Origin of the sequence: Holdemania sp. Marseille-P2844 (assembly GCF_900120005.1) — a bacterium.
GTDB lineage: Bacteria > Bacillota_I > Bacilli_A > Erysipelotrichales > Erysipelotrichaceae > Holdemania.
Genome location: NZ_LT635452.1, coordinates 517,981 through 538,568 on the forward strand (window position 1 = coordinate 517,981; position 20,588 = coordinate 538,568).

The window sequence follows — 20,588 nt, forward strand, 5'->3', positions numbered from 1 at the left end:
GTCCCTTTTCTTTTAGGTAAAGGAGGAAATAAAACCTATGGAAATGACATTACGCTGGTATGGGACCGGCTACGATTCCGTAACGCTTGAACAAATCCGTCAGATTCCGGGCGTCCGCGGCGTCATCACGACGCTGTATGACACGCTGCCAGGTGAAATCTGGACGCCTGAGCGGATCGCGGCGATGAAAGATGAGGTCGAGGCTTCCGGACTGCGCGTCAGCGGAATTGAAAGCGTCAACGTTCACGATGCGATCAAGGCGGGAACGGCGCAGCGCGACGAAATGATCGATCATTATATTCAGACGCTGGAAAATCTGGGCAAAGCGGACATCCACATGGTCTGTTATAATTTCATGCCGGTTTTTGACTGGACGCGGACCGAACTGGCCCGCAAGCGTCCGGACGGCTCGACGGTATTGGCGTACACGCAGAAAGCGGTGGACGAATTGAATCCGGAAAAGATGTTCGCTTCGATCGGCGCGGATACCAACGGTTTTATCCTGCCGGGATGGGAACCGGAACGAATGGACCGGATCAAGGAATTGTTTGCGCTGTACCGCAGCGTCGATGAGCAGCAGCTGTTTGAAAATCTGCGGATTTTCCTGGAAGCGATCATGCCTGTCTGCGACCGGTATGACATCAACATGGCGATTCACCCGGATGATCCGGCCTGGAGCGTGTTCGGTCTGCCGCGGATTATTATTAACGAGGGCAACATTCTGCGGATGATGAAGATGGTCGACAATCCGCACAACGGCGTGACGTTTTGTTCCGGTTCTTATGGAACAAATCTGGAAAATGATCTGCCGCACATGATCCGCTCGTTAAAAGGCCGGATTCACTTCGCGCATGTCCGCAACCTGAAGTTTAATACGCCGGATGATTTTGAGGAAAGTGCGCATCTGTCCAGTGACGGCAGCTTTGATATGTATGAAATTATGAAAGCGCTGTTCGATATCGGTTTTGACGGCCCGATCCGTCCGGACCATGGCCGGATGATCTGGGGCGAGAAAGCGATGCCGGGCTATGGTCTGTATGACCGGGCGCTGGGCGCGGCTTATCTTAACGGTTTGTGGGAAGCGATTGTCAAAAGCGAGGGCCGCGTATGCGATTAACTGATGAAGGACTGAAAGACCGGCAAGGCTGGCTGGATCATGGCTACACGCTGCCGCAATACGACCGCGAGCGGATGCGTCAGGCAACGCTGGCAACGCCGCGCTGGATTCACTTTGGCGCCGGGAATATCTTCCGCGCGTATCAGACGCGGCTGATGCAGCAGCTGATTGAAGCCGGGGAAGTTTCGGAAGGTCTGATCGCGGCGGAAGGATATGATGATGAAATCGTCGACGGAATGCTCAATCCGCACGATGATCTGAATATTCTGGTCACGCTGAAAGCCTCAGGCAGCGTGGAAAAAACGGTGATCGGCAGTCTGGCCGCCGCCTTGAAGCTCGATCCGGCCAGCGCGGATTTCACGACGTTAAGAAAGTTGTTCATCCAGCCGAGCCTGCAGCTGGCCAGCTTTACGATCACGGAAAAAGGATATCGTGTCCGCGATGAAAAAGGGCAGATTCTGCCGGAGATCGCCGCTGAGTTTGAACGGGGGCCGCAGGCGGCGCTCAGCTATATTGGCAAAGTCGCCGCGCTGCTTTCCGCGCGGTATCAAAACGGGGCGCTGCCGATCGCGCTGGTCAGTATGGACAACTGTTCGCACAACGGCGAAAAGCTGAAACAGGCGATTGTGACAATGGCTGAAGGCTGGACGCGCGCGGGCAAGATGGAAGTGGGCTTTCTGGACTATGTGCAGGATGAAGGCCAGGTCAGTTTCCCATGGACGATGATCGACAAGATTACGCCGCGGCCGGATCCGGCGATTGAAGCGTTATTGAAGCAGGACGGAGTGGAGGATGTCAGCCCGATCATAACGGCCAGGCATACCTACATCGCGCCGTTTGTCAACGCCGAGGAATGTGAGTATCTCGTCGTTGAGGACCGTTTTCCCAACGGTCGTCCGCCGCTGGAAAAAGCCGGCGTGATGTTCGCGGACCGGCAGACGGTAGAGCAGGTGGAGCGGATGAAGGTTTCGACCTGTCTGAATCCGGTGCATACCGGTCTGGCGGTGTTCGGCTGTCTGCTCGGCTTCACCAAGATCAGTGCGGAAATGCAGGATCCGGATTTAAAGCGGCTGGCGGAACGGATCGGCCGGGTGGAAGGGTTGCCGGTTGTGACAAACCCGAAAATTCTGGCGCCGGAACAATTTCTTGACGAAGTGCTGACGCTGCGCATCCCGAATCCCTTTATGCCGGATACGCCGCAGCGGATCGCGACCGATACCTCACAGAAGCTGGGGGTGCGGTTTGGCGAAACCGTCAAGGCGTATATGAAGGAAGGCCGCCCGCTTTCCGATTTAAAGGCGATCCCGTTGGTCTATGCCGGATGGCTGCGCTACCTGTTGGGGATTGATGATCAGGGGCAGCCGATGCCGTTAAGCCCGGACCCATTGCTGGACACGCTGCGGCCGCTGCTGGAAGGCATTACGCTGGGTCAGACCTGCCCGCCGCTTACCGGCGTGCGCGCTATTTTAAAGAATCCGGCGATTTTCGGACTGGATCTGGAAGATGCAGGTCTTATTGAACGGGTGGAAGATTTGTTGACCGCAATGCTGCTAGGTCCGGGCGCTGTGCGGCGGACTTTGCATGAACAGTTGGATTGAGCAACTTGTGAAAAAATAAATGAAGGATACAAAACACGGAATTTGTGCTATTGTTAGGGTAACGAGTGAGGAGGATGAATATGATTTATAAAGAAGGATTGCTAAAGGGCAAGGTCGCATTAGTGACCGGGGCAAATCGAGGCTTAGGCTATGCGATGTGCGTTGGTCTGGCGGAAAACGGCGCGGATATTTTCAACATCGGCCATGGCGACGATGCGAATATCCGGGAAGCGATTGAAAAGATCGGCCGCGGTTATCATTACATGAAGGCAGATTTATCGAAGCCGACCAAAGCGCTGACCGATGCGATCGTCGCGGAAGTCGTCAACGTTTATGGTCATCTGGATATTCTGCTGAACAACGCCGGCGTCAACCGCCGCGCACCGTTTCTGGAATACGCCGAAGCGGATTGGGATTACACGCTGAATTTGAATCTGAAGCAGGTCTTTTTGCTTTCACAAAGTGCAGCCAACCAGATGGTAAAGCAGGGAACCCGCGGTAAAATCATCAACATCGCAAGCATGCTTTCCTTTACCGGCGGCATCCTCGTACCGGCCTACACCGCCAGCAAATCGGCGATCATGGGGCTGACGAAGGAAATGGCCAACGAGCTGTCAAGCAAGGATATCAACGTCAACGCCATCGCGCCGGGCTACATGAAGACGCCGCTGACGCAGGCGATGCAGGACGATCCGGTCCGCAATAAAGAAGTGCTCGACCGGCTGCCGATCGGCTACTGGGGCGATCCGTCCGTGCTGCAGGGACCGGTGGTCTTTTTGGCGAGCGAAGCTTCCGACTATATCTGCGGCGCGACGATTCCTGTCGACGGCGGCTGGCTGGCGCGCTAAAGAAGTTATCGAATCGAAGATCGAATCCAAGGCCGGTTTTTCCATGCGGGAAGCCGGTCTTTTTCATTTCACAAGCTCTTGCCATTAGAACTTCATGAGTCCGAAATTGGAAGGACATTCGGCTTTATGCCGAAGACAGGGATTGTCAACATCAGGAAAAAGATCTCGGAACGGTTTGGCTTCGAAAACAAAATTCCTTAGCGGCACTGGGGTGAGTTTTACTAAAGATCTCTTTCCGATTGCGGTGAAAGCAAACTTCAGGATTTTGATATAAACTTTTAATTGATATTCACCGACCTATAGCATATAATAACATTGTAAATGGCACTCGGTGCGGAAGAAAACTCACGATTTATCGTGAGTTTTTTCTATACTTAGATTTTTTATCATGTTTAAATATTTTTTCCTATCTGATTTTTTTCTTAGCTCATGTGTTTTAGGATTATAGAATCTGATTAATATTTCCAGGCTATTGCAATGCATTACACAGTTTCTAATGGATACTAGACAAAACACTTTATCAATAAAATCAGGGACTTTATCAACATTAAATGTCATTTGAAACTTTTTTAAATCCTGAAAAATTCTGTTTTGCATTGAATTGTCAAGACAGGTAAAGACGGTTAGCATATCTCCTAAACTCATTCTATCAAAAAAGCAATAAACATCAGCATATTTAAAAATATCTTTTTTTTAGAGCGTTTATGCGATTGCTCATGTGTTCAATTCTGTTTTCCTTATATTTCGACGTTAAAAAAGCAAATTTTAAGTTTAATTTATCAAGAAATAATTTCAACTGGTTTGAATCTTGGATTTTACAGGTTGTAAGAATATTATAAGCGACGCTGGTTTTAAAATGTAGTATAAAATCTAATATGTTTGTAATGATAATAGGATAAGACTTTCTTTCACGGATAAAGAAATTATAGTACTCCTGAAATTCTATATCTCTCTCGTATACATGTCTTCCGTTTGATTTTTCAACTTCTTTCTTGTTATTTAATTTAGCGAATCTATGTTTAAACGGAGTAATTACATTAATGTAGTTATATTCTAGCAGCTTGTTTCCTGCGTTTTCTTTATTCATCTCATTAAATTGAACTCTTTTATGTTCATTTAAATATTGTAATTGCTCGGAAATAGTTTTGGCTTGCTTATATTGCTGGAAATTACTTTTATCCATTTCGCCCTTCTTCCTAATACCTATTTAATTATAGTGGATGTGATAATTAATACCAATATTAATTTTAAATAGAAAGTATTCAGTGTTTTAAAATCCTTACGCTCTTTTACAGAGATCAGAGGCTGCAGCACTCCGTAAAATGACCGAGCTTGGATCCAAATCCCATTTATCAGAAGCGGGTATGCTTCATTCTTTCCCTTTTGATCAAAATAGCTTACAATAAAGCTATCGTAGAAACAGGATTTGCGGCCGGGAGTCGGGCAAGTGCAGATCCGGGAGGCAGGACATGGCGGATCTGACGAAAAAAGCGATCGCGGAAGGCTTGAAAGAATTATGTCATCACAAGGACTTTAACAAGATTTCAGTGCGGGACATCACGGAACAATGCGGACTGAATCGTCAGACGTTTTATTACCATTTTCAGGATAAATACGAATTGCTGGACTGGATTTATTATCAGGAAGGGTTTGTTTATCTGGCCAGCGACGTGACCTTTGACAACTGGCATCAGCACATGGAAAAGCTGCTGACCATGATGCGCGAAAATCAGATCTTCTATGAGAATACGATCAGCGCTTCGCCGCAGTGTTTTGAGGATTATCTGTTTCAGATCACCTGCACGCTGTTTGAAGAAGCGATCCGCCGTCTGGATGGGAGCCTGCGGCTGCAGGAGGCGGATGTGCGGCTGTATTCCCGCTTTTACAGCTATGGAATGTGCGGGATTATCTGTGACTGGGTCCGGAACGGAATGAAGGAAAGCCCCAAATCCCTGTCGCTGCGGATTCGGAAATTGGCCAATGACAGCGAGAAAATGGCGAATTTGCGTCTGCAGGGGCAGTTCTAAGCCAATGAAAAAGGCTAGATCCGATGGATCAGCCAGGCTGTCGTGTCTTCGATACTCGTCTTTTTTAATAGATTGAAGCATTCTTCACTGATCAGCGATCTGTCATATTCCGGCAGATCCTTTTTTTTCAGCGTGCAGGTCAGATCGACGAGATTGCGGGCGGTCTGCCTTCCGGATTTGCCGCGGCGCAGCCGATGGCGGGCGGCGGTTTCCAAAAGTGATTGCTTCAGCTTTGCGTCCAATGACATTTCCTATCCCTTGCTTTCTGAAATTATCATACGTGAACAGACAGGATTTGCCTATAAGCAGTTTGCGCGTTGTGTCGTAATTTCAGACAAATTTCGGCGGGCAGAAAAGGCCGCGGAAAACCGCGGCCGTCAAATATGTTATGAAATTATGAAATGAGGAACGGAAGCTTACAGGGAAGCGAGGTATTCCTCAACAAAGTGGCTGGCGACTGCGCCGTCACTGGCGGCGGTGATGACCTGCCGCAGCGCTTTGGTGCGCACGTCGCCGATCGCGAAGACACCCGGCAGCGAGGTTCTCGTCGTTTCATCCGCGGCGATGTATCCATGATCCAGTTTCAGCTGTCCTTCAAACAAAGCGGTGTTGGGCAGCTGGCCAACTGCGACGAAGACGCCGTCGCATGCGATTTCCTGCAGCTCGCCGCTGAACTTGTCGCGCAGCCGCAGACCGGTGACCTTTTGATCATGCAGAATGGCATCGACCGTGCTGTTCCAGATGAATTCCAGATTATCGCAGCTTTGCAGCGGATTGAGGTAAACCCGGTCGGCCCGCAGCGTGTCGCGCCGGTGAATCAGAATCACCTTTTCGCAAATCCGCGAGAGAAACAAAGCATCCGCCGCCGCGGTGTTGCCGCCGCCGATGACTGCGACCGTCTTGCCCTTATAAAACATGCCGTCGCACGTCGCGCAGTACGCTACGCCGCGCCCGACCAGCGAATCTTCTTCCGGCACGCCCAATTTCCGCGCCGACGCGCCGGTTGCCAGAATCACGGCGTCCGCCGTCAGCTCGCGGCTGTCGGTGACAATCTTCTTGGGGACTGCGGTTAAATCCACGGAAAGCACTTCTTCCAAATAAGTTTCAGCACCGAACCGTTCCGCCTGCGCCTGCATTTTCATGCCCAGCTCAAAACCATCGACGCCTTCGTCAAACCCCGGGTAATTGTCGATCTGCGCGGTGGTCGCCATCTGGCCGCCGGCCGACAATTTTTCCAGGATTACAGTGCGGAAACCAGCCCGGGCGCAATACAGCGCCGCCGTGTATCCGGCGGGGCCGCCGCCTAAAACAACGACTTGTACGTGTTCCATCATCAGATCCCCTGTTCTTCCAGCCAGCTCATGATTGCGCCGCGGGACGGCGGATTGACCAGCGTTGAACCCTGCACGCCCTGCTTGAACAGGATCAGCGACGGAATCGTGTTGACGTCGAATTTTTCTTCCAGCTCCGGCTGTTGATCAATATCGACTGTCCCGATCCGCACCCGGCCTTCCAATTCTTTTTCCAGCTTGGCGATAACCGGGGCTAAACGCCGGCAGTACATGCACCAGGGCGCCTGGAAATCGAGCATGACCGGCAGGTCGGAATGAACGACCTCCTGATCAAAATTATCCTTTGTAATTACCGTTGCCATTACGAATCCTCCTTTATGTTATTCTGGTTTCATTATAGCCGTGAAAAACGCGGGAAAACAAGGAATTTGCCTGCAAACCCCGGGAAATCTTTCAATTCCATGAAGAAGGATTGAATAAGCCGCCGATTTTCGTTAAACTTAAGCACAAGACAGGGGGATGTTCATGACAGGAATTCTGGGAAAAACAATCACGGATTATTTCAACGGTTTTCTGAGCACGCTCGCTGAAAACAGCGGGCTGTTGTTCTGGAAAGGCGTCGGCATACTGTTGATCGTTCTGGGCGGCAAGCTGGTATTGAATCTGATTTCCAAATTAACTGCCCGGCAGATCAAAAAATCCGAGGAAATGCCGGAAATGCAGGCGCGCCGCGTGCAGACAATGATGACGATGACGCGCAGCACCTTCCGTTATATCGTCTACGGCATCTGCGCCTTGATGATCCTGGCGCAGCTGGGCTTCGGCAATGCGATCAACAATTTGTTGTTATCCGCCGGGATCGGCTCGCTGGCTTTAGGCATCGGCGCGCAAAGCTTAATCAAGGACGTGGTCACTGGTTTTTTCATGATGTTTGAAAAGCAGTTTTCGGTCGGCGATTATGTCAAGCTGGACGATATTGAAGGCACTGTGACGGCGACGGCGATGCGCGTGACGTATTTGAAAAACTTCGCCGGGCAGCAGATCATCATTCCCAACGGCACGATCGGCCGGGTGATCAATTATTCCCGGATGGATTCGCTGGCGAAGGTCACGGTCGGCACGCCGTATGAAGCGGACAGCCGCCAGGTGATGGAGATTCTCGATCAGGCGGCCAAGGCGTATGCCCGGCAGGTCAAGGAAATCATCGTCGAGGAACCGAAGGTTCAGGGAATTACGGAGCTGGCGGATTCCTCCGTCAACATCACGGTCATCTGCCGCACGCTGCCCTTACGGCATTGGGAGGTCGAACGTGGCCTGCGTCTGGCGATCAAGGAAGCGCTGGATGAGGCCGGGATCGGCATTCCGTATCCGCAGCAGGACGTGCATTTGAAAATGGAAGCGGAAGATTCGTCACAACCAAATTGACGTTGCGTTCAGGCAGCGGTAAAATAAGGACAATGAGCTCCATTAGCGGGGCAGGGGGAGAATAAAATGGCAAAACCAATTCAAATTGATACGTTTAAAGCCTATCAGTATCTGTCGGAAGCGACGTTATCGCCGGATGGCCGGCGATGCGTTTATGTGCAGAGCCAAAGCAACGCGGAAGGCACCGGGTATGAGCACGATCTGAGGTGCTGGGACTTTGATCAGAAACGCAGTATTCCGTTGACGTCAGGTCATAAAGAACGTAATTTCCTGTTTGAAGACGCGGAACATATCCTGTTTCCAGCCGATCGGACCGGCGAGGATGAAAAAGCGGCGAAGCAGGGGAAGACGCAGACGACCTATTACCGTCTGGATCTTAACGGTGGGGAAGCGCGGAAGGCGTTTACGCTGCCATGGAAGGTCACGGCGTTAAAGCCGGTCGACGAGGAAACGATGGCCGCGCTGGTCTTGAAGGATCTCAACGAGCTGCCGGCAGAGGGGCTGGAAGGCAAGGCACTCGACAAGGTGCTGGCACAGCGGGAAGAAGAAAAGGATTACGAGGTTTTAGACGAACTGCCGTATTGGTTTAACGGCCGCGGCTTCATCAATAAAAAAAGAACCTGGGCGGTGCTGGTGAAACCGGGCACAGACGAGGCTCAGATCTTATCGCCGAAATATATGGATGTGCGGCATCTGGAAATCAGCCCGGATCACACAAAGATCGCGATCGCCGGTCCTGAATTCGATTCCGTCAACAGCCAGACCTCAGTCTTGTATTTAATTGACCGGGCCAGCGGCGAGCGGACGACGTTGGTGCCGTCGGGCAAATGGAGCTTCGGTCATCTCGGCTGGCTTAACGATAACCAGCTGGCCGTGACCGCGACCGACTATCAAACCTGGGGATCCAGCGAGAACGCCAAGCTGTATACGATTGATGTTGCCAGCGGTGCGATGACACTGCTCAACGGCGAGGATCTGTCGTGGGGCAGCTCTGTCGGCAGCGATGCCAAGCTGTATGGCGGCCGCGGCTGGAAGATCGTCAACGGCGAGATCTGGACGTTATTGACGTGGGATAACCATTCCGAACTGACGGTGTTTGATCGTCAGGGGCAGCGCCGGGCGTTAACGACGGCGGAAGGCTCCGTCGATTTCTTCGACGTGCAGAACGGCCGGATCGTGTTGAGCGCGATGCGCAAAATGCGGCTGCAGGAGCTGTACGAATTGAAAGACGGCGCAGAAATCCAACTGACGCATGTCAACGACGCCGTGCTCGCGGAGTCCTATGTTGCTCAGCCGGAGAAGATCAGCTTTACCAACGACGGCGTGCGGATTGACGGCTGGGTGCTGAAACCAATCGATTTTGACCCGGCGAAGACCTATCCGGCGGTGCTGGATATCCACGGCGGACCGAAAGCGGCGTATGGCGAAGTCTTCATGCATGAGATGCAATATTGGGCTTCTCAGGGCTACTTTGTGTTCTTCTGCAACCCGCGCGGTTCCGACGGCCGCGGCAACGCGTTTATGGATCTGCGCGGCAAGTATGGAACAGTCGACTATTCCGATATCATGACGTTTACGGATCTCGTGCTGAAGACCTATCCGATGATTGATGAACGACGCGTTGCGGTCACCGGCGGCAGCTACGGCGGATTTATGACCAACTGGATTATCGGCCATACTGATCGTTTCGCGTGTGCTGCCAGCCAGCGCTCCATTTCCAACTGGTTCTCCAAATCGCTGACAACCGATATCGGCTATTATCACAACATGAGCCAGATGGATTCGACGCCATGGGAAAATCCGGAAAAAATGTGGGGCTTCTCACCGTTAAAATACGCGGACAAGGCGATGACGCCAACGTTGTTCATCCATTCCGATCAGGATTACCGCTGCTGGATGGCGGAAGGCTTACAGATGTTCCAGGCGCTGAAGCTGCATAATGTCGACGCCCGGATCTGCCTGTTCCATGGCGAAAATCATGAGCTGAGCCGTTCTGGGAAGCCGATTCGCCGGATCCGCCGGTTAAAGGAAATCACGCAGTGGTTCGATCAGTACACCGATCATCTCAGCGTGCTGGAGCCGGAAGAAGAAACGGAAAACGAAACAGAATCATAAAACAGAAAGATCAAAAACGGACGGCTTATCACAGCCGTCCGTTTGTTTAGGCTAAATTAAAGGTAAATATGCAGCGAAATCGACAGGGATAAAATACGGACGGTCCGTCTGGCTTTAACCCCATGTCTTCCGCATCGTCGTGTTGATCAGCACCTGATCACCCCGGCAGACCTGATTGCGGCGCACAGCTTTCCAGCCCTGTCTGCGGAAAAATGGTTCGGCGGTCAGCGAAATATCACTTTCCAGGAAGACCGCGCCCTGGCTGCGGGCCTGAGCTACGACAGCGTTCAACAAAGCGGTACCGACGCCCTGCCGCTGAAAGTCGGGGTGGACGTAGAAACAATCCAGCTGAGTCGGACTTTCCAGATTCGCAAAGCCTGCCAGCTGATCTTCACAGAATGCGCCGATCGTCCAGGTGGCTAAAAACCGCTCGGCCCAGCCGGGTTTTTCAGCGCTTGCGGTCCACGCGGAGCATTGGCTGGGAGTGTAATCCCAGATGGCGATTTCCTGGACGCTGCGGAGAAACAAGTCGCGGATCGCCGGTAAATCAGCGCGGGTGACCGGGCGGATTTCCATTACCGCCATAACTCCTTCTGATGATCGAATAAGAAAGCGTCCAGACCAGCCAGGATTTCCTTGTGATGAACGCCGTACAGCGAGGTCTTTTCAATCGCTTTATCCGCGGCTTTGCCATGCAGCCAGACGCCGCAGCAGGCGGCTTCCATCGGTGTCAATCCGCGTGCAGCGAGGGCGGCGATCATGCCGGTCAACAGATCGCCGCTGCCGGCTTTGGCCAGGCTTGGGTTGCCGGTCTTGTTGACGCAGCGCAGACCTTTCGGCGAAACGATCAGCGTGTCCGCGCCTTTTAAAACCAGCGTCACCTGATGAGCGAGCGCGTATTCCTCGGCGCAGCGGATCCGGTCCGCCTGGATTTCCTCGACGCTGCGTCCGCACAGCGCGCTGAACTCCCCGACATGCGGCGTGAGAATCCAATCGCCGTGAGGGGTGTTGAGCCACTCTGGATGACGTGCCAGACAGCGCAGTGCGGCGGCGTCCAGAATTACCGGCACGGAACTGCAGTGCAGCACTCTTTCCAATAACGTTTCCAGATTTGCCAGATGATCGCAGCCGCTGCCGATCGCCACGGCGTCGGATTGATTAAGCAGAGCGGTCAGATCCGCTTCCGAAAGCGTGTTGGGATGATAGACGATGTGCGGACAGGCGGCCTGCAGGATCGGATAAACGGCGGGATCGACAAGCGCGTGAAGCATGCCGCAGCCCATCGTCTGGGCCGCTTCCAGATTGAACTGAGCTGCGCCGGCCATCCAGGGACTGCCGGCGATCACGGTTAACCGGCCTGTCGTGTTTTTATAATCGTTGTCATGCAGCCGCGGCAGCAGGCGCGTGACCTGCAGCGCATCCATCTGGATCCAGCGCGATGCCTCCGGCTCCGCAAACCCCAGTCCGATCGGAATCAGCCGGTCCAGCTTCTGATGTTCCCGGCTGAATAAGTGAACCGGCTTCAACGCCCCTAACGCCAGCGTCAGCTCGCTGTGCAGGGCGTCGGGATCCCCAAGACTGTGATCTGCTTCCAGGCCGCTGTTGAGGTCGATGCTGACAACGGACAGGCGCTGCTGGTTGATCCAGCGGAAAGCGCTGCGCAAAAAATCCGGCAGCGGGGCATGAAAATTAAATCCGAACACGCAGTCGACAATCACGTCGTAGCGCTGCGCCATCGTCTGAAACTGGGTTTCGCTTAATTCCTCATAACCATAGATCAGGCAGGAATCCGGCAGCTTCTGCCGGGCTTCAATCGCCGCCGGGGTACGGATGTCGTCCAGCATCAGAATGATCGCCACCTGCCGGTTGGCCGCCAGGCAATGCCGTGCGATCACAAACCCGTCGCCGCCGTTGTTGCCGCTTCCGCACAGGATCAGAAACGAGTCGTTTTCCGGATATTCGTGCAGCAGCGTATCGGCGCAGCGTTTGCCCGCCAGCTCCATCAGCTGTGTTTCAGTTTTGCCGCTGGCTGCTTCCGCAGCGGCGATTTGATTCTTCTCGAGGATCACAGGGATCACCTCCTGGCACTATTCTAACATAAATTGTTCCGACGCCGAAAAGAATGGTATAATGAAACCTGAAAAAAGGGGGTATTTCTTTGATTTGGAATGAAGCTTTTGAACAGTATGTCAGCGATCATCAGGATGAGGTTGTGGAACTGATCCGCACGCTGGTGGCGATCCCGGCCTTCAGTAATCATGAACAGGCCCGCGCTGAGTTCTGCGCGAAGTGGTTTCGCGATGTCGGCGCGGAAGATGTGAAAATCGACGAGGCAAGCAATGTCATCGTTACACTCGGCGACGTTCAGGCCGGCAAGGCCGTCGCGTTTATGGCGCACCTGGACACGGTGTTCCCGGATGAAACCGGCTTTGAGCTGGTGGAGGAAGACGGCTGGCTGAAAGCGCCGGGGGTCGGGGACGACACGGCGAACGTCGCGCTTTTGATGGTCATCACCCGGTATCTGCTCGAGCAGAAGTGTCCGCCGAAGCAAGGCGTTTTGATCGTGCTGAACGCCGGTGAGGAAGGTCTGGGCAACCTTAAGGGCTGCCGCCGGCTGATGCAGGATTACGCGGATAAGCTGAGCGAGGTTTACTCGTTTGACGGCTCCTATAAAGGCTATGTCAACAAGGCGGTCGGTTCCGTCCGCTACCGCGTCGAAGTGAAGACGGAGGGCGGCCATTCCTACGGCGCTTTCGGCAACCGCAACGCGATCCGCGTGCTGGCTTCCCTGATCGACGCGCTGTACTCTGTCAAAGTGCCGCAGGGCGGCAAGACCACCTATAATGTCGGCACGATTGAAGGCGGCACTTCCGTCAACACGATCGCCCAGCAGGCTTCGATGTTGTTTGAATTCCGCTCCGATGTGCGTGAGCACCTGGATCAGCTGCGCGGCATGTTCGACAGCCTGATCGACGCTTACCGGAAGATGGGCGTGGAGGTCAATGTCGAGATTTTAGGCGAACGGCCGTGCATGGGCGAAATCGACCAGGAGAAACAGCGCGCGATTGAGAAAAAGGTCGAGGATTTGATCGAACGGCGGATCGGCGTGCGGCCGGAGGGGCACTCTGGATCGACCGACTGCAACATTCCGTTCTCGCTGGGCATTAACTCGTTATGCTTCGGCGGCTATCTGGGCGAGGGCGCGCATACCCGCGAAGAAAAAATCGAAAAGGCGTCGCTGCTTCCGGGGCTGGGCGTCATGATGGAATTTGTTTTAGATTATTTTCTTTGATTTGAATTCTGAAAAAACGGCTTGATTCCGCGATTCGACTTTATTTCATTGATGTTCAATGCTATAATAAAATCGATTAGGGGGTACCTTTCTAATGGAAAAGAAAACAGTACAAGATTATATCGACATTATCAATCAGAAAAAATGGGATGCCCATAACATCCAGTGGCTGTATATTGATATCAACGCCAAAGAGCTGATGACGGAAGTGGAGCCGAAGGTGAACAATCTGACGGCCTGCTGCAAAGCGATGATCGAAATCATGCTGGAAGGCGACCGGTTTATGGAATTGCCGAAAGTCAAAACCAAGATTGGCGGCGCGCTGACCGTGCGGTATTATTGCGACAACTTGAGTCCGGAACGCCGGAAGTATTCAGAAGTCAATCAGTAATGAAAAGGGCCGCGCTTTCGCCGCGGTCTTTTTTGTCAAAAAAATAGAAAAGAGGAGAGTCGTATGGATAAGTATCGTAAGCGCAGAGCAGTGGCCGTCGCCCATGAAATGGTCGATCTGTTAGCGGAAAAGGGGTATATCACCTATTATGCCGAAAATGTGGAGGAAGCCCGCGACAAAGTGCTCGAGCTGATCCCCAAGGGCGCCAGCGTCGGCGTCGGCGGATCGGAAACGCTCAAAGCGATGGATATGATCAATATCCTGCGCAACGGCGATTATCACTTTTTTGACCGTTACCAGGAGGGGCTGCCGTTTTCCGAGGTTGAGGAAATCTACCGTCAGGCTCTGTTAGCGGATGTCTTTCTGACCAGCAGCAACGCGATCACGCGGCAGGGGCAGCTGGTCAATATTGATTCGTCCGGTAATCGTGTCGCGGCGATCAGCTACGGACCGCGCAAGGTCATCGTGGTCGCCGGAGTGAACAAGGTTGTCGATACGCTGGATGACGCGATGAAGCGGCTGCGTCAGATCGCGCCGCTCAATGCGATGCGCGTACATCACAAAGCGCCGTGCGTTGAAACGGGAAAGTGCATGGATTGCCAGATCCAGCAGTCGGTCTGCAATTCGGTCGGCATCATCAACCATGGCCGGAAGACGCCGGGACGTTTCACGATCATCATGATCGCCGATGAAATCGGGTTCTGATTCATTTAAAATGGATGGGACACGATAAAAAAAAGCATAAAAAAGACATGCGGACGATCCCGAAAAGGGAAGCCGCATGTTTTTTTGTTGATTCAAGAGTTCAGCACAGATAAGACAGATCGCCGAGCCGGCGCACGATCCGCTTGCCCCCGCGCAGCCAAAGTTCCAAAACGCCGCCGGCTGATCCGGCCAGCTGAATCGAATTCAGTGCTTCCGCTTCCAGACCCAGCCACAGGGCATGGAGGATGCCCAGCGTATCGCCGTGCGAAACAAGAAGCAGGATTTCCTCCTCCTTTGCCAGCAGCTCTTCCAGCAAGGGCTTGAGCTGGACGTATTGTTCACGGCGGGTCTGGGCGGACGGGAACAGCCGGTCGTCGATCGTGATTTCCGGCTGAAGCAAATTTTCTTTCAGCCAGGCCACAGAATGGCCGACAGCTTCGCCCAGGTTCCGCTCCCGTAGCCGGATTTCTTTTTCCGGTATGACATTCAGTGCCTGGCCGACGATCTGCGCCGTGTGCCAGGCGCGCTTGAGATCCGAGGAAAGAAGCCGGACCGGCTTGTCCTTCAGTTCTTCTTTCAAACGGAAGGCGATGCGTTCGGCCTGTGCGATGCCCAGTTCGGTTAAATCCCAATCCGTCCACGAGCCGACCCGGCCGTTGAGATGGTGCTCGGATTGCGGATGCTGCAGCGTATAAATGATTTTCATACAAGACCTCGCTTTCCCTGCTTTTTGAGATGTCAGGAAATCCATTATAGCCAGACCTGGCGGAAAACGCCAGCGGAGGAGGAGAAATCGCTGATAAAAACGTAATTTTTTGACCTTCATCGCTTCTTCAGCAAGGCTTAAGAATTTCTTTTGAATTTCCAGAAGGGGATCTTCATGTTTAACGGGTAGAATAAAACCAGTAATCAGGAGGACCCTCAAGATGGAACAGAAAACAAAGTGGCAGAAACGTGTGCGTTGGTTCTCAATCGGCGCGATCCTTACCTTTACCCTCGTCATGACGGCGGTGTTGTTCGTTTTATTTCAAAGCGTGGCTTCGGATCCGGCGCAGTTTAAAGTCTGGCTGGAACAGTTCGGCTGGCTGGGCCGGGCGGTGCTAGCAGGCATGATGGCGCTGCAGGTGTTAGTTGCGTTATTGCCGGGAGAAATCATTGAAACCGGCGCGGGCGTCGCTTACGGCCCGATCGAAGGCTTGATCCTGTGCCTGATCGGCGCGGCGGTCGGCACGGCGCTGATCTTCTGGCTCGTGCGCCGCTACGGCTCCAGCTTAGTCGAATGCCTGGTGCCGAAGGAAAAGCTCGATAAGCTTTCGTTTATGAAGGATGAACAGAAGCTGGACAAATTGATCTTCCTGATCTTCTTAATTCCCGGCACACCCAAGGATATCATCACCTATTTTGCCGGGTTAACGCCGGTCAAGTTCACGCACTTCCTGGTCATTACGACCGTCGCGCGGATTCCGTCGGTCATCACCTCGACGCTTGCCGGGGACAAGCTGATCCAGCAGGATTTCGCATCGGCCTTCTGGATTTATGCGATTACGATCGCCTTCAGCGGCGCAGGGCTGCTGCTCTACCGCACGGTGATGAAAAAACGCCAGCAGAAAGCGCTGGAGCATCAACGAAACGAACAGGCGAAAACCAAGAAAGGGAAGACGGCCTTTGTGCCGTCCGAGGGATAAATCATGAAAGTCAGCGTCTTAATCCCCGCTTATAACAGCGAGAAAGAAATCTATACCTGCATCCGTTCCCTGTTGGAACAAACCTATCACGACTTTGAAGTGATCGCCGTCGACGACGGCTCCACGGACCGCACCGGATCGCGGCTGGACTTCTACGCGAAGATCCATCCCGAGCTGATCACGGTCATCCATCAGGAAAACCGCGGCGTCTCAGCGGCCCGCAACGCGGCGCTAAAGGCCGCGAAGGGCGAATTCATTTTGTTTCTGGACAGCGACGACTGGATGAAGCGGCGCACACTGGAAACGCTGGTCGCGGCACAGGCCCGGTATCAGGCCGACGTCGTGATCTGCGGCAACGTTTATGAAGGCCGGATCACAACCCGCCGCCATGTCCGCCGTGTTCAGGTTCCGCACAAGCGGACGCTGATGAAAATGTTGATGAAGGACCGCCAGGTGCGCAACTACGCCTGGGGCAAGCTGATCCGGCGGTCGCTGTTCGACGGTCTGCAGTTCTGGGAAGGCCGGGTGTTTGAGGACGTCCAGCTGATTCCCCAGATACTGCTGAGAGCGGAGAAGACCGTGATCGTTCCGGATACCCTGGTTCATTACAATACCCATCGGCCCAACAGTCTGACCTATTCACTGCGCCCGGATATTCTTAAGGATATGCTGGAAGCGTTCCAGGATCAGGCCCGCTGCATTGTCGCCTATGATCCGTCGCTGACGCGTCAGGCCCGGGTCATGCTGGCCAGGGTGCGGTTAGTGATCGGGGGCGCGCTGGCGCTGCACGGCCGCTTTGATGATCCGCTTCTGGATCAGATTCTGCCGTTTTCCGAACCCTCGCCCAGCACAGAATTCCTCGTTCACCGCAATCTTTACTAATTCTTAAGCTTTTTATCCATTGCAACTTCATGAGTTTATTCTATACTAAAGGAAGAATCAGTGAGGGGAGCAAACCATGCAAAACTATCAAATTCTCGTCTGCGAAGACGAAGTCGAGATCGGCAACGCGATCGAAATCTATTTAAAGAACCAGGGGTACGGCGTTCATCGCGCCTATAACGGGAAGGAAGGGCTGGAGGTTCTGGCCCGTCAGACGATTCATCTGGCGATTGTCGATCTGATGATGCCGGTGATGGACGGACTGACGATGATCATGACGCTGCGGCAGAGCTATGATTTTCCCGTGATCGTGCTGTCGGCGAAGTCCGAGGACATGGATAAAATCACCGGCCTGGACATGGGCGCGGACGATTATATCACTAAACCGTTTACGCCGATGGAGCTGTTGGCGCGGGTGAATTCCCAGCTGCGCCGCTATGCCAAATTCTTAAGCCTGAAAGAACATCAGAGCGAGGATGAACAGGTCTATACGGTCGGCGGCCTGGAGTTGAACAACGATACCAAGGAAGTGTCGCTCGACGGCAATCCGGTGCGCCTGACGCCGATTGAGTTCCGGATTCTGCAGCTGTTGATGAAAAATCCGGGACGCGTCTACAGCGCTGAAGAAATCTACGAACGAGTGTGGAACGAGGAAGCGATCGCGACCGATACGGTCATGGTGCACATCCGCAACATCCGTGAAAAAATTGAGATCGATCCCCGCAATCCGCGGTATTTGAAGGTGGTGTGGGGCGTCGGCTACAAAATAGAGAAGGGATAAAGGAATGAATAAATCCAAATTTTCAGAAAAACTGTTGGCCGGATTTCTGGTTCTGATCTGTTTCCTGAGTCTGATCCTTATCCCATCGGCCGGATCGATCAGCGAGAACGCCGGGCCGGAAACTCACCGCGAGCTGTTCGGCCAAAGCCGCGCGGTTCGTGCATGGATCAACGACTATGCGGTCACGATGATCCGCGATCTGATCAACGAGGTCAACCATACTGATCTGGGCTACGCCGATCTGTTGATCAGCGCTGATCAGCAGCAGCTTCTTTTAGAAGACGGCTGGACGCAGAGTGAGATCAACGAACAGAAATCGCAGCTCGACTGGTCGCTGCAGCAGGAGCTTGAAAACAGCCTGCAGCTGGGTAATCTGCATGCCCTGGCGATTGACAACGTCACTAAGACGACCGTGCGCAGACCCAAAACCAACGTGTTGGCTCAGACCGACAGCGAATTATCCAAAAACTATCAGTTTTGGATCCGCGCGGAATACGACAGCTACGGTGTGCTGAGCGTCACGTCCAACAGCGGTTATGGCTATTCGGATTTCTATCCGCTGAGCGTACTGACGAACTATGTGCAGTATTATGGGGATTTCTCTCTGGAGCTGCATGAGCCGGTGCTGAAGGACATCACGCTGATCTTTGGCATTCCCAACGTGCTGGAAAGCGATGACGCGATTACCAGCCTGATCCACAACGCCGAATATTATTCCTATCGGCAGCTGGCCTCGCGGATCAACATGGTGTTGTACTTCATCCTGTTTTTAGGCGCGCTGTACTTTACCCGCGGCAAGATGCGCGATACCCGGCTTGGGAAGCTGCTCGACCGGATTCCACTGGAAGCGCAGATTCTGGTTACCCTGATCGCGCTGCTGATGATAGAGGAAATGTCTTATAATCTGGGCGGCATCATGCTTGATCTTTATTCCCAGTCGATTGACGACATGAATGGCGTCTTTCAGATTCTCGGTTATGAGTTCACGTTCCTGTTGGAATGCTTCGGCTTGTACTGCGCGATTTACTGGATCCGCGCGGCGCTGCGGGACGGCTGGCGTCAAACGTGGAGCAAGATGGCGACGATCACGCTGTGGCGGCGGCTCTGGCATGGCGTGCGGCATGGCTGGTCAACGCTGAAGCAATGGACCAAGGAATGCTTTACCGTTGATTTCTCAGAGAAAGCGCATTCGCGGCTGATCCGTTTAATGGTCGTCAACGTCGCGCTGATCAGTGTTCTGTGTCTGCTTCTGGACGATTTCTTTGCGGCGGTTATCTACACGGTCTTCCTGTATTTCATCATCATGCGGGCTTTGAAGCGGCTGCGCAGCGACTATGAGACGCTGCTGGGCTGTACCCGGCGGATGGCGCGGGGCGATCTGGAAACGGAAGTGCATGAGGATTTAGGCATTTTCGAGCCGCTGCACAGCGAGCTGGATGATATCCGCTACGGCTTCAACACGGCGATCGCGGAAGAAACCAAGAGTCAGAAGATGAAGACGGAACTGATTTCCAACGTTTCCCACGATTTGAAAACCCCGCTGACCTCGCTGATCTCCTATATCGACTTAATGAAGCAGGAGCCGGACGAAGCCAGGCGGCAGGAATATCTGGCGGTGCTGGAACGCAATTCCATGCGTCTGAAGCATCTGATTGAGGATTTGTTTGAAGTCAGCAAGGCGAACAGCGGCGATCTGAAGCTGAACGTCGTGGATGTCGATCTTGTTTCTTTGATTTCGCAGACGTTGTTCGAGCTGGCTCCGGCGATTGAGAATGCCGGACTGACGATTAAGACCTCGTACAGTCACGATAAGATTGTGCTGCCGCTCGATTCGCAGAAGACGTACCGGATCGTGGAAAATCTTGTTTCCAACGTGACGAAATATTCACTCCGCGGCTCGCGCGTCTATCTGACGCTGATCGAGCGGGGCGAGGAAGTGGTGCTGTCGATCCGCAACATTTCCCAGACGGAGATCGACTTCGATCCGAACGATTTAGTCGAACGCTTTGTGCGCGGGGATAAATCGCGCAACTCGGAAGGCTCCGGGCTGGGACTGGCGATTGCCAAGGGCTTCGCGGAGAGCCAGCACGCGCACTTTACGATTCAGACGGACGGCGATTTCTTCAAGGTCATCGTGATCTTTAACCGCCGCGCGCTGGAAGATCTCAAACCGAAACCGGCGGAAACCGTGAAGCTGGATATGCCGCAGGCGCCGCTGATCGACATTTTAAAAAATAACGAAAATAAAATTTAGGGATTGACAAAGCGCTTTCATCCAGCTTATAATAAGCTCGCAAAAGACAAAGGGACATGTAACTGGTAATGCAGGCAGGATCTCATAAAACAAACGGAATCCGCAAGGAGGACGTGGCTTTTATGATGGATCCTGCCTTTTTGTTTTCCTGCCTTGGGGCCAGAGGGAGGAAAGCG

The 20,588-nt window shown here is 53.1% G+C and carries 21 protein-coding genes; 13 read left to right on the forward strand and 8 right to left on the reverse strand.

The genetic code is table 11. From position 1 onward, the window contains the following. Window positions 1-37: 37 nt before the first annotated feature. The 3 genes from uxuA (at window position 38) to BQ7364_RS12385 (ending at window position 3,563) form a co-directional block, all read left to right on the forward strand. Window positions 38-1,117, forward strand: coding sequence for a mannonate dehydratase (uxuA, locus tag BQ7364_RS12375; protein ID WP_072684998.1), 1,080 nt, complete (start codon window positions 38-40; stop codon window positions 1,115-1,117). Continuing rightward, entirely contained in the window at window positions 1,108-2,715 is a 1,608-nt protein-coding gene (locus BQ7364_RS12380) for a mannitol dehydrogenase family protein (protein WP_072684999.1), read from the forward strand. Before uxuA ends, BQ7364_RS12380 begins: the two co-directional genes overlap by 10 nt. 80 nt (window positions 2,716-2,795) lie before the next feature. Then, window positions 2,796-3,563, forward strand: a complete 768-nt coding sequence (locus BQ7364_RS12385; protein ID WP_200798802.1) for an SDR family NAD(P)-dependent oxidoreductase — start codon at window positions 2,796-2,798, stop codon at window positions 3,561-3,563. Between the two features lie 345 nt (window positions 3,564-3,908). Here BQ7364_RS12385 and BQ7364_RS12390 read toward each other — a convergent pair whose 3' ends face one another. Both BQ7364_RS12390 and BQ7364_RS12395 read right to left on the reverse strand, forming a co-directional pair. Then, window positions 3,909-4,208: a hypothetical protein gene (locus tag BQ7364_RS12390; protein WP_139248635.1), complete on the reverse strand. Its 300-nt coding sequence runs from the start codon at window positions 4,206-4,208 to the stop codon at window positions 3,909-3,911. Between the two features lie 31 nt (window positions 4,209-4,239). Further along, complete coding sequence (locus tag BQ7364_RS12395; RefSeq protein ID WP_072685002.1) at window positions 4,240-4,746, reverse strand: hypothetical protein; 507 nt, start codon at window positions 4,744-4,746, stop codon at window positions 4,240-4,242. 286 nt (window positions 4,747-5,032) lie between these two features. Between BQ7364_RS12395 and dhaS the strand changes: the two genes are divergently transcribed. Then, the gene (dhaS, locus tag BQ7364_RS12400; protein WP_072685003.1) at window positions 5,033-5,590 is read left to right on the forward strand and encodes a dihydroxyacetone kinase transcriptional activator DhaS; all 558 of its coding nucleotides are present in this window, start codon (window positions 5,033-5,035) and stop codon (window positions 5,588-5,590) included. A 14-nt stretch (window positions 5,591-5,604) separates the two neighbouring features. Here dhaS and BQ7364_RS12405 read toward each other — a convergent pair whose 3' ends face one another. From BQ7364_RS12405 to BQ7364_RS12415, 3 genes are all read right to left on the reverse strand, one after another. Continuing rightward, window positions 5,605-5,838 carry a hypothetical protein gene (locus BQ7364_RS12405; protein WP_072685004.1) on the reverse strand — a complete coding sequence of 78 codons (234 nt, stop codon included), beginning with the start codon at window positions 5,836-5,838 and terminating at the stop codon, window positions 5,605-5,607. Window positions 5,839-6,006: 168 nt separating this feature from the next. Beyond that, on the reverse strand, window positions 6,007-6,924 hold the full coding sequence (gene trxB / locus BQ7364_RS12410) for a thioredoxin-disulfide reductase (RefSeq protein ID WP_083538582.1): 918 nt from the start codon (window positions 6,922-6,924) through the stop codon (window positions 6,007-6,009). Further along, complete coding sequence (locus tag BQ7364_RS12415; protein WP_072685006.1) at window positions 6,924-7,244, reverse strand: thioredoxin family protein; 321 nt, start codon at window positions 7,242-7,244, stop codon at window positions 6,924-6,926. Before BQ7364_RS12415 ends, trxB begins: the two co-directional genes overlap by 1 nt. A 163-nt stretch (window positions 7,245-7,407) precedes the next feature. Here BQ7364_RS12415 and BQ7364_RS12420 point away from each other — a divergent pair, with 163 nt between their 5' ends. Further along, on the forward strand, window positions 7,408-8,307 hold the full coding sequence (locus tag BQ7364_RS12420) for a mechanosensitive ion channel family protein (protein ID WP_072685007.1): 900 nt from the start codon (window positions 7,408-7,410) through the stop codon (window positions 8,305-8,307). Between the two features lie 66 nt (window positions 8,308-8,373). Then, a complete protein-coding gene (locus BQ7364_RS12425; RefSeq protein WP_072685008.1) occupies window positions 8,374-10,422 on the forward strand; it encodes an alpha/beta hydrolase family protein in 2,049 nt (682 codons plus the stop codon). 114 nt (window positions 10,423-10,536) lie between these two features. Here BQ7364_RS12425 and BQ7364_RS12430 read toward each other — a convergent pair whose 3' ends face one another. Both BQ7364_RS12430 and BQ7364_RS12435 read right to left on the reverse strand, forming a co-directional pair. Next, entirely contained in the window at window positions 10,537-11,007 is a 471-nt protein-coding gene (locus BQ7364_RS12430; protein WP_072685009.1) for a GNAT family N-acetyltransferase, read from the reverse strand. Further along, window positions 10,998-12,491 carry a bifunctional ADP-dependent NAD(P)H-hydrate dehydratase/NAD(P)H-hydrate epimerase gene (locus tag BQ7364_RS12435; protein WP_072685010.1) on the reverse strand — a complete coding sequence of 498 codons (1,494 nt, stop codon included), beginning with the start codon at window positions 12,489-12,491 and terminating at the stop codon, window positions 10,998-11,000. The genes BQ7364_RS12430 and BQ7364_RS12435 overlap by 10 nt, the downstream gene beginning before the upstream one ends. An 89-nt stretch (window positions 12,492-12,580) precedes the next feature. On the opposite strand from BQ7364_RS12435, the gene BQ7364_RS12440 reads away from it, so the two are divergent. The 3 genes from BQ7364_RS12440 (at window position 12,581) to BQ7364_RS12450 (ending at window position 14,810) form a co-directional block, all read left to right on the forward strand. Beyond that, the gene (locus BQ7364_RS12440; RefSeq protein ID WP_083538584.1) at window positions 12,581-13,714 is read left to right on the forward strand and encodes a M20/M25/M40 family metallo-hydrolase; all 1,134 of its coding nucleotides are present in this window, start codon (window positions 12,581-12,583) and stop codon (window positions 13,712-13,714) included. A 94-nt stretch (window positions 13,715-13,808) separates the two neighbouring features. Continuing rightward, on the forward strand, window positions 13,809-14,105 hold the full coding sequence (locus BQ7364_RS12445; RefSeq protein WP_072685011.1) for a hypothetical protein: 297 nt from the start codon (window positions 13,809-13,811) through the stop codon (window positions 14,103-14,105). Window positions 14,106-14,168: 63 nt separating this feature from the next. Next, complete coding sequence (locus tag BQ7364_RS12450; RefSeq protein ID WP_006058713.1) at window positions 14,169-14,810, forward strand: lactate utilization protein; 642 nt, start codon at window positions 14,169-14,171, stop codon at window positions 14,808-14,810. Between the two features lie 100 nt (window positions 14,811-14,910). Here BQ7364_RS12450 and BQ7364_RS12455 read toward each other — a convergent pair whose 3' ends face one another. Next, window positions 14,911-15,516 (reverse strand): histidine phosphatase family protein, encoded by a 606-nt coding sequence (locus BQ7364_RS12455; RefSeq protein WP_072685012.1) that lies wholly within the window; start codon window positions 15,514-15,516, stop codon window positions 14,911-14,913. 220 nt (window positions 15,517-15,736) lie between these two features. On the opposite strand from BQ7364_RS12455, the gene BQ7364_RS12460 reads away from it, so the two are divergent. The 4 genes from BQ7364_RS12460 (at window position 15,737) to BQ7364_RS18410 (ending at window position 20,412) form a co-directional block, all read left to right on the forward strand. Beyond that, window positions 15,737-16,495 (forward strand): TVP38/TMEM64 family protein, encoded by a 759-nt coding sequence (locus BQ7364_RS12460; protein ID WP_072685013.1) that lies wholly within the window; start codon window positions 15,737-15,739, stop codon window positions 16,493-16,495. Between the two features lie 3 nt (window positions 16,496-16,498). Continuing rightward, window positions 16,499-17,377, forward strand: coding sequence for a glycosyltransferase family 2 protein (locus tag BQ7364_RS12465; protein ID WP_072685014.1), 879 nt, complete (start codon window positions 16,499-16,501; stop codon window positions 17,375-17,377). Window positions 17,378-17,453: 76 nt separating this feature from the next. Further along, complete coding sequence (locus BQ7364_RS12470) at window positions 17,454-18,158, forward strand: response regulator transcription factor (RefSeq protein ID WP_072685015.1); 705 nt, start codon at window positions 17,454-17,456, stop codon at window positions 18,156-18,158. Between the two features lie 4 nt (window positions 18,159-18,162). Next, window positions 18,163-20,412 carry a sensor histidine kinase gene (locus BQ7364_RS18410; RefSeq protein ID WP_072685016.1) on the forward strand — a complete coding sequence of 750 codons (2,250 nt, stop codon included), beginning with the start codon at window positions 18,163-18,165 and terminating at the stop codon, window positions 20,410-20,412. Window positions 20,413-20,588 lie beyond the last annotated feature (176 nt).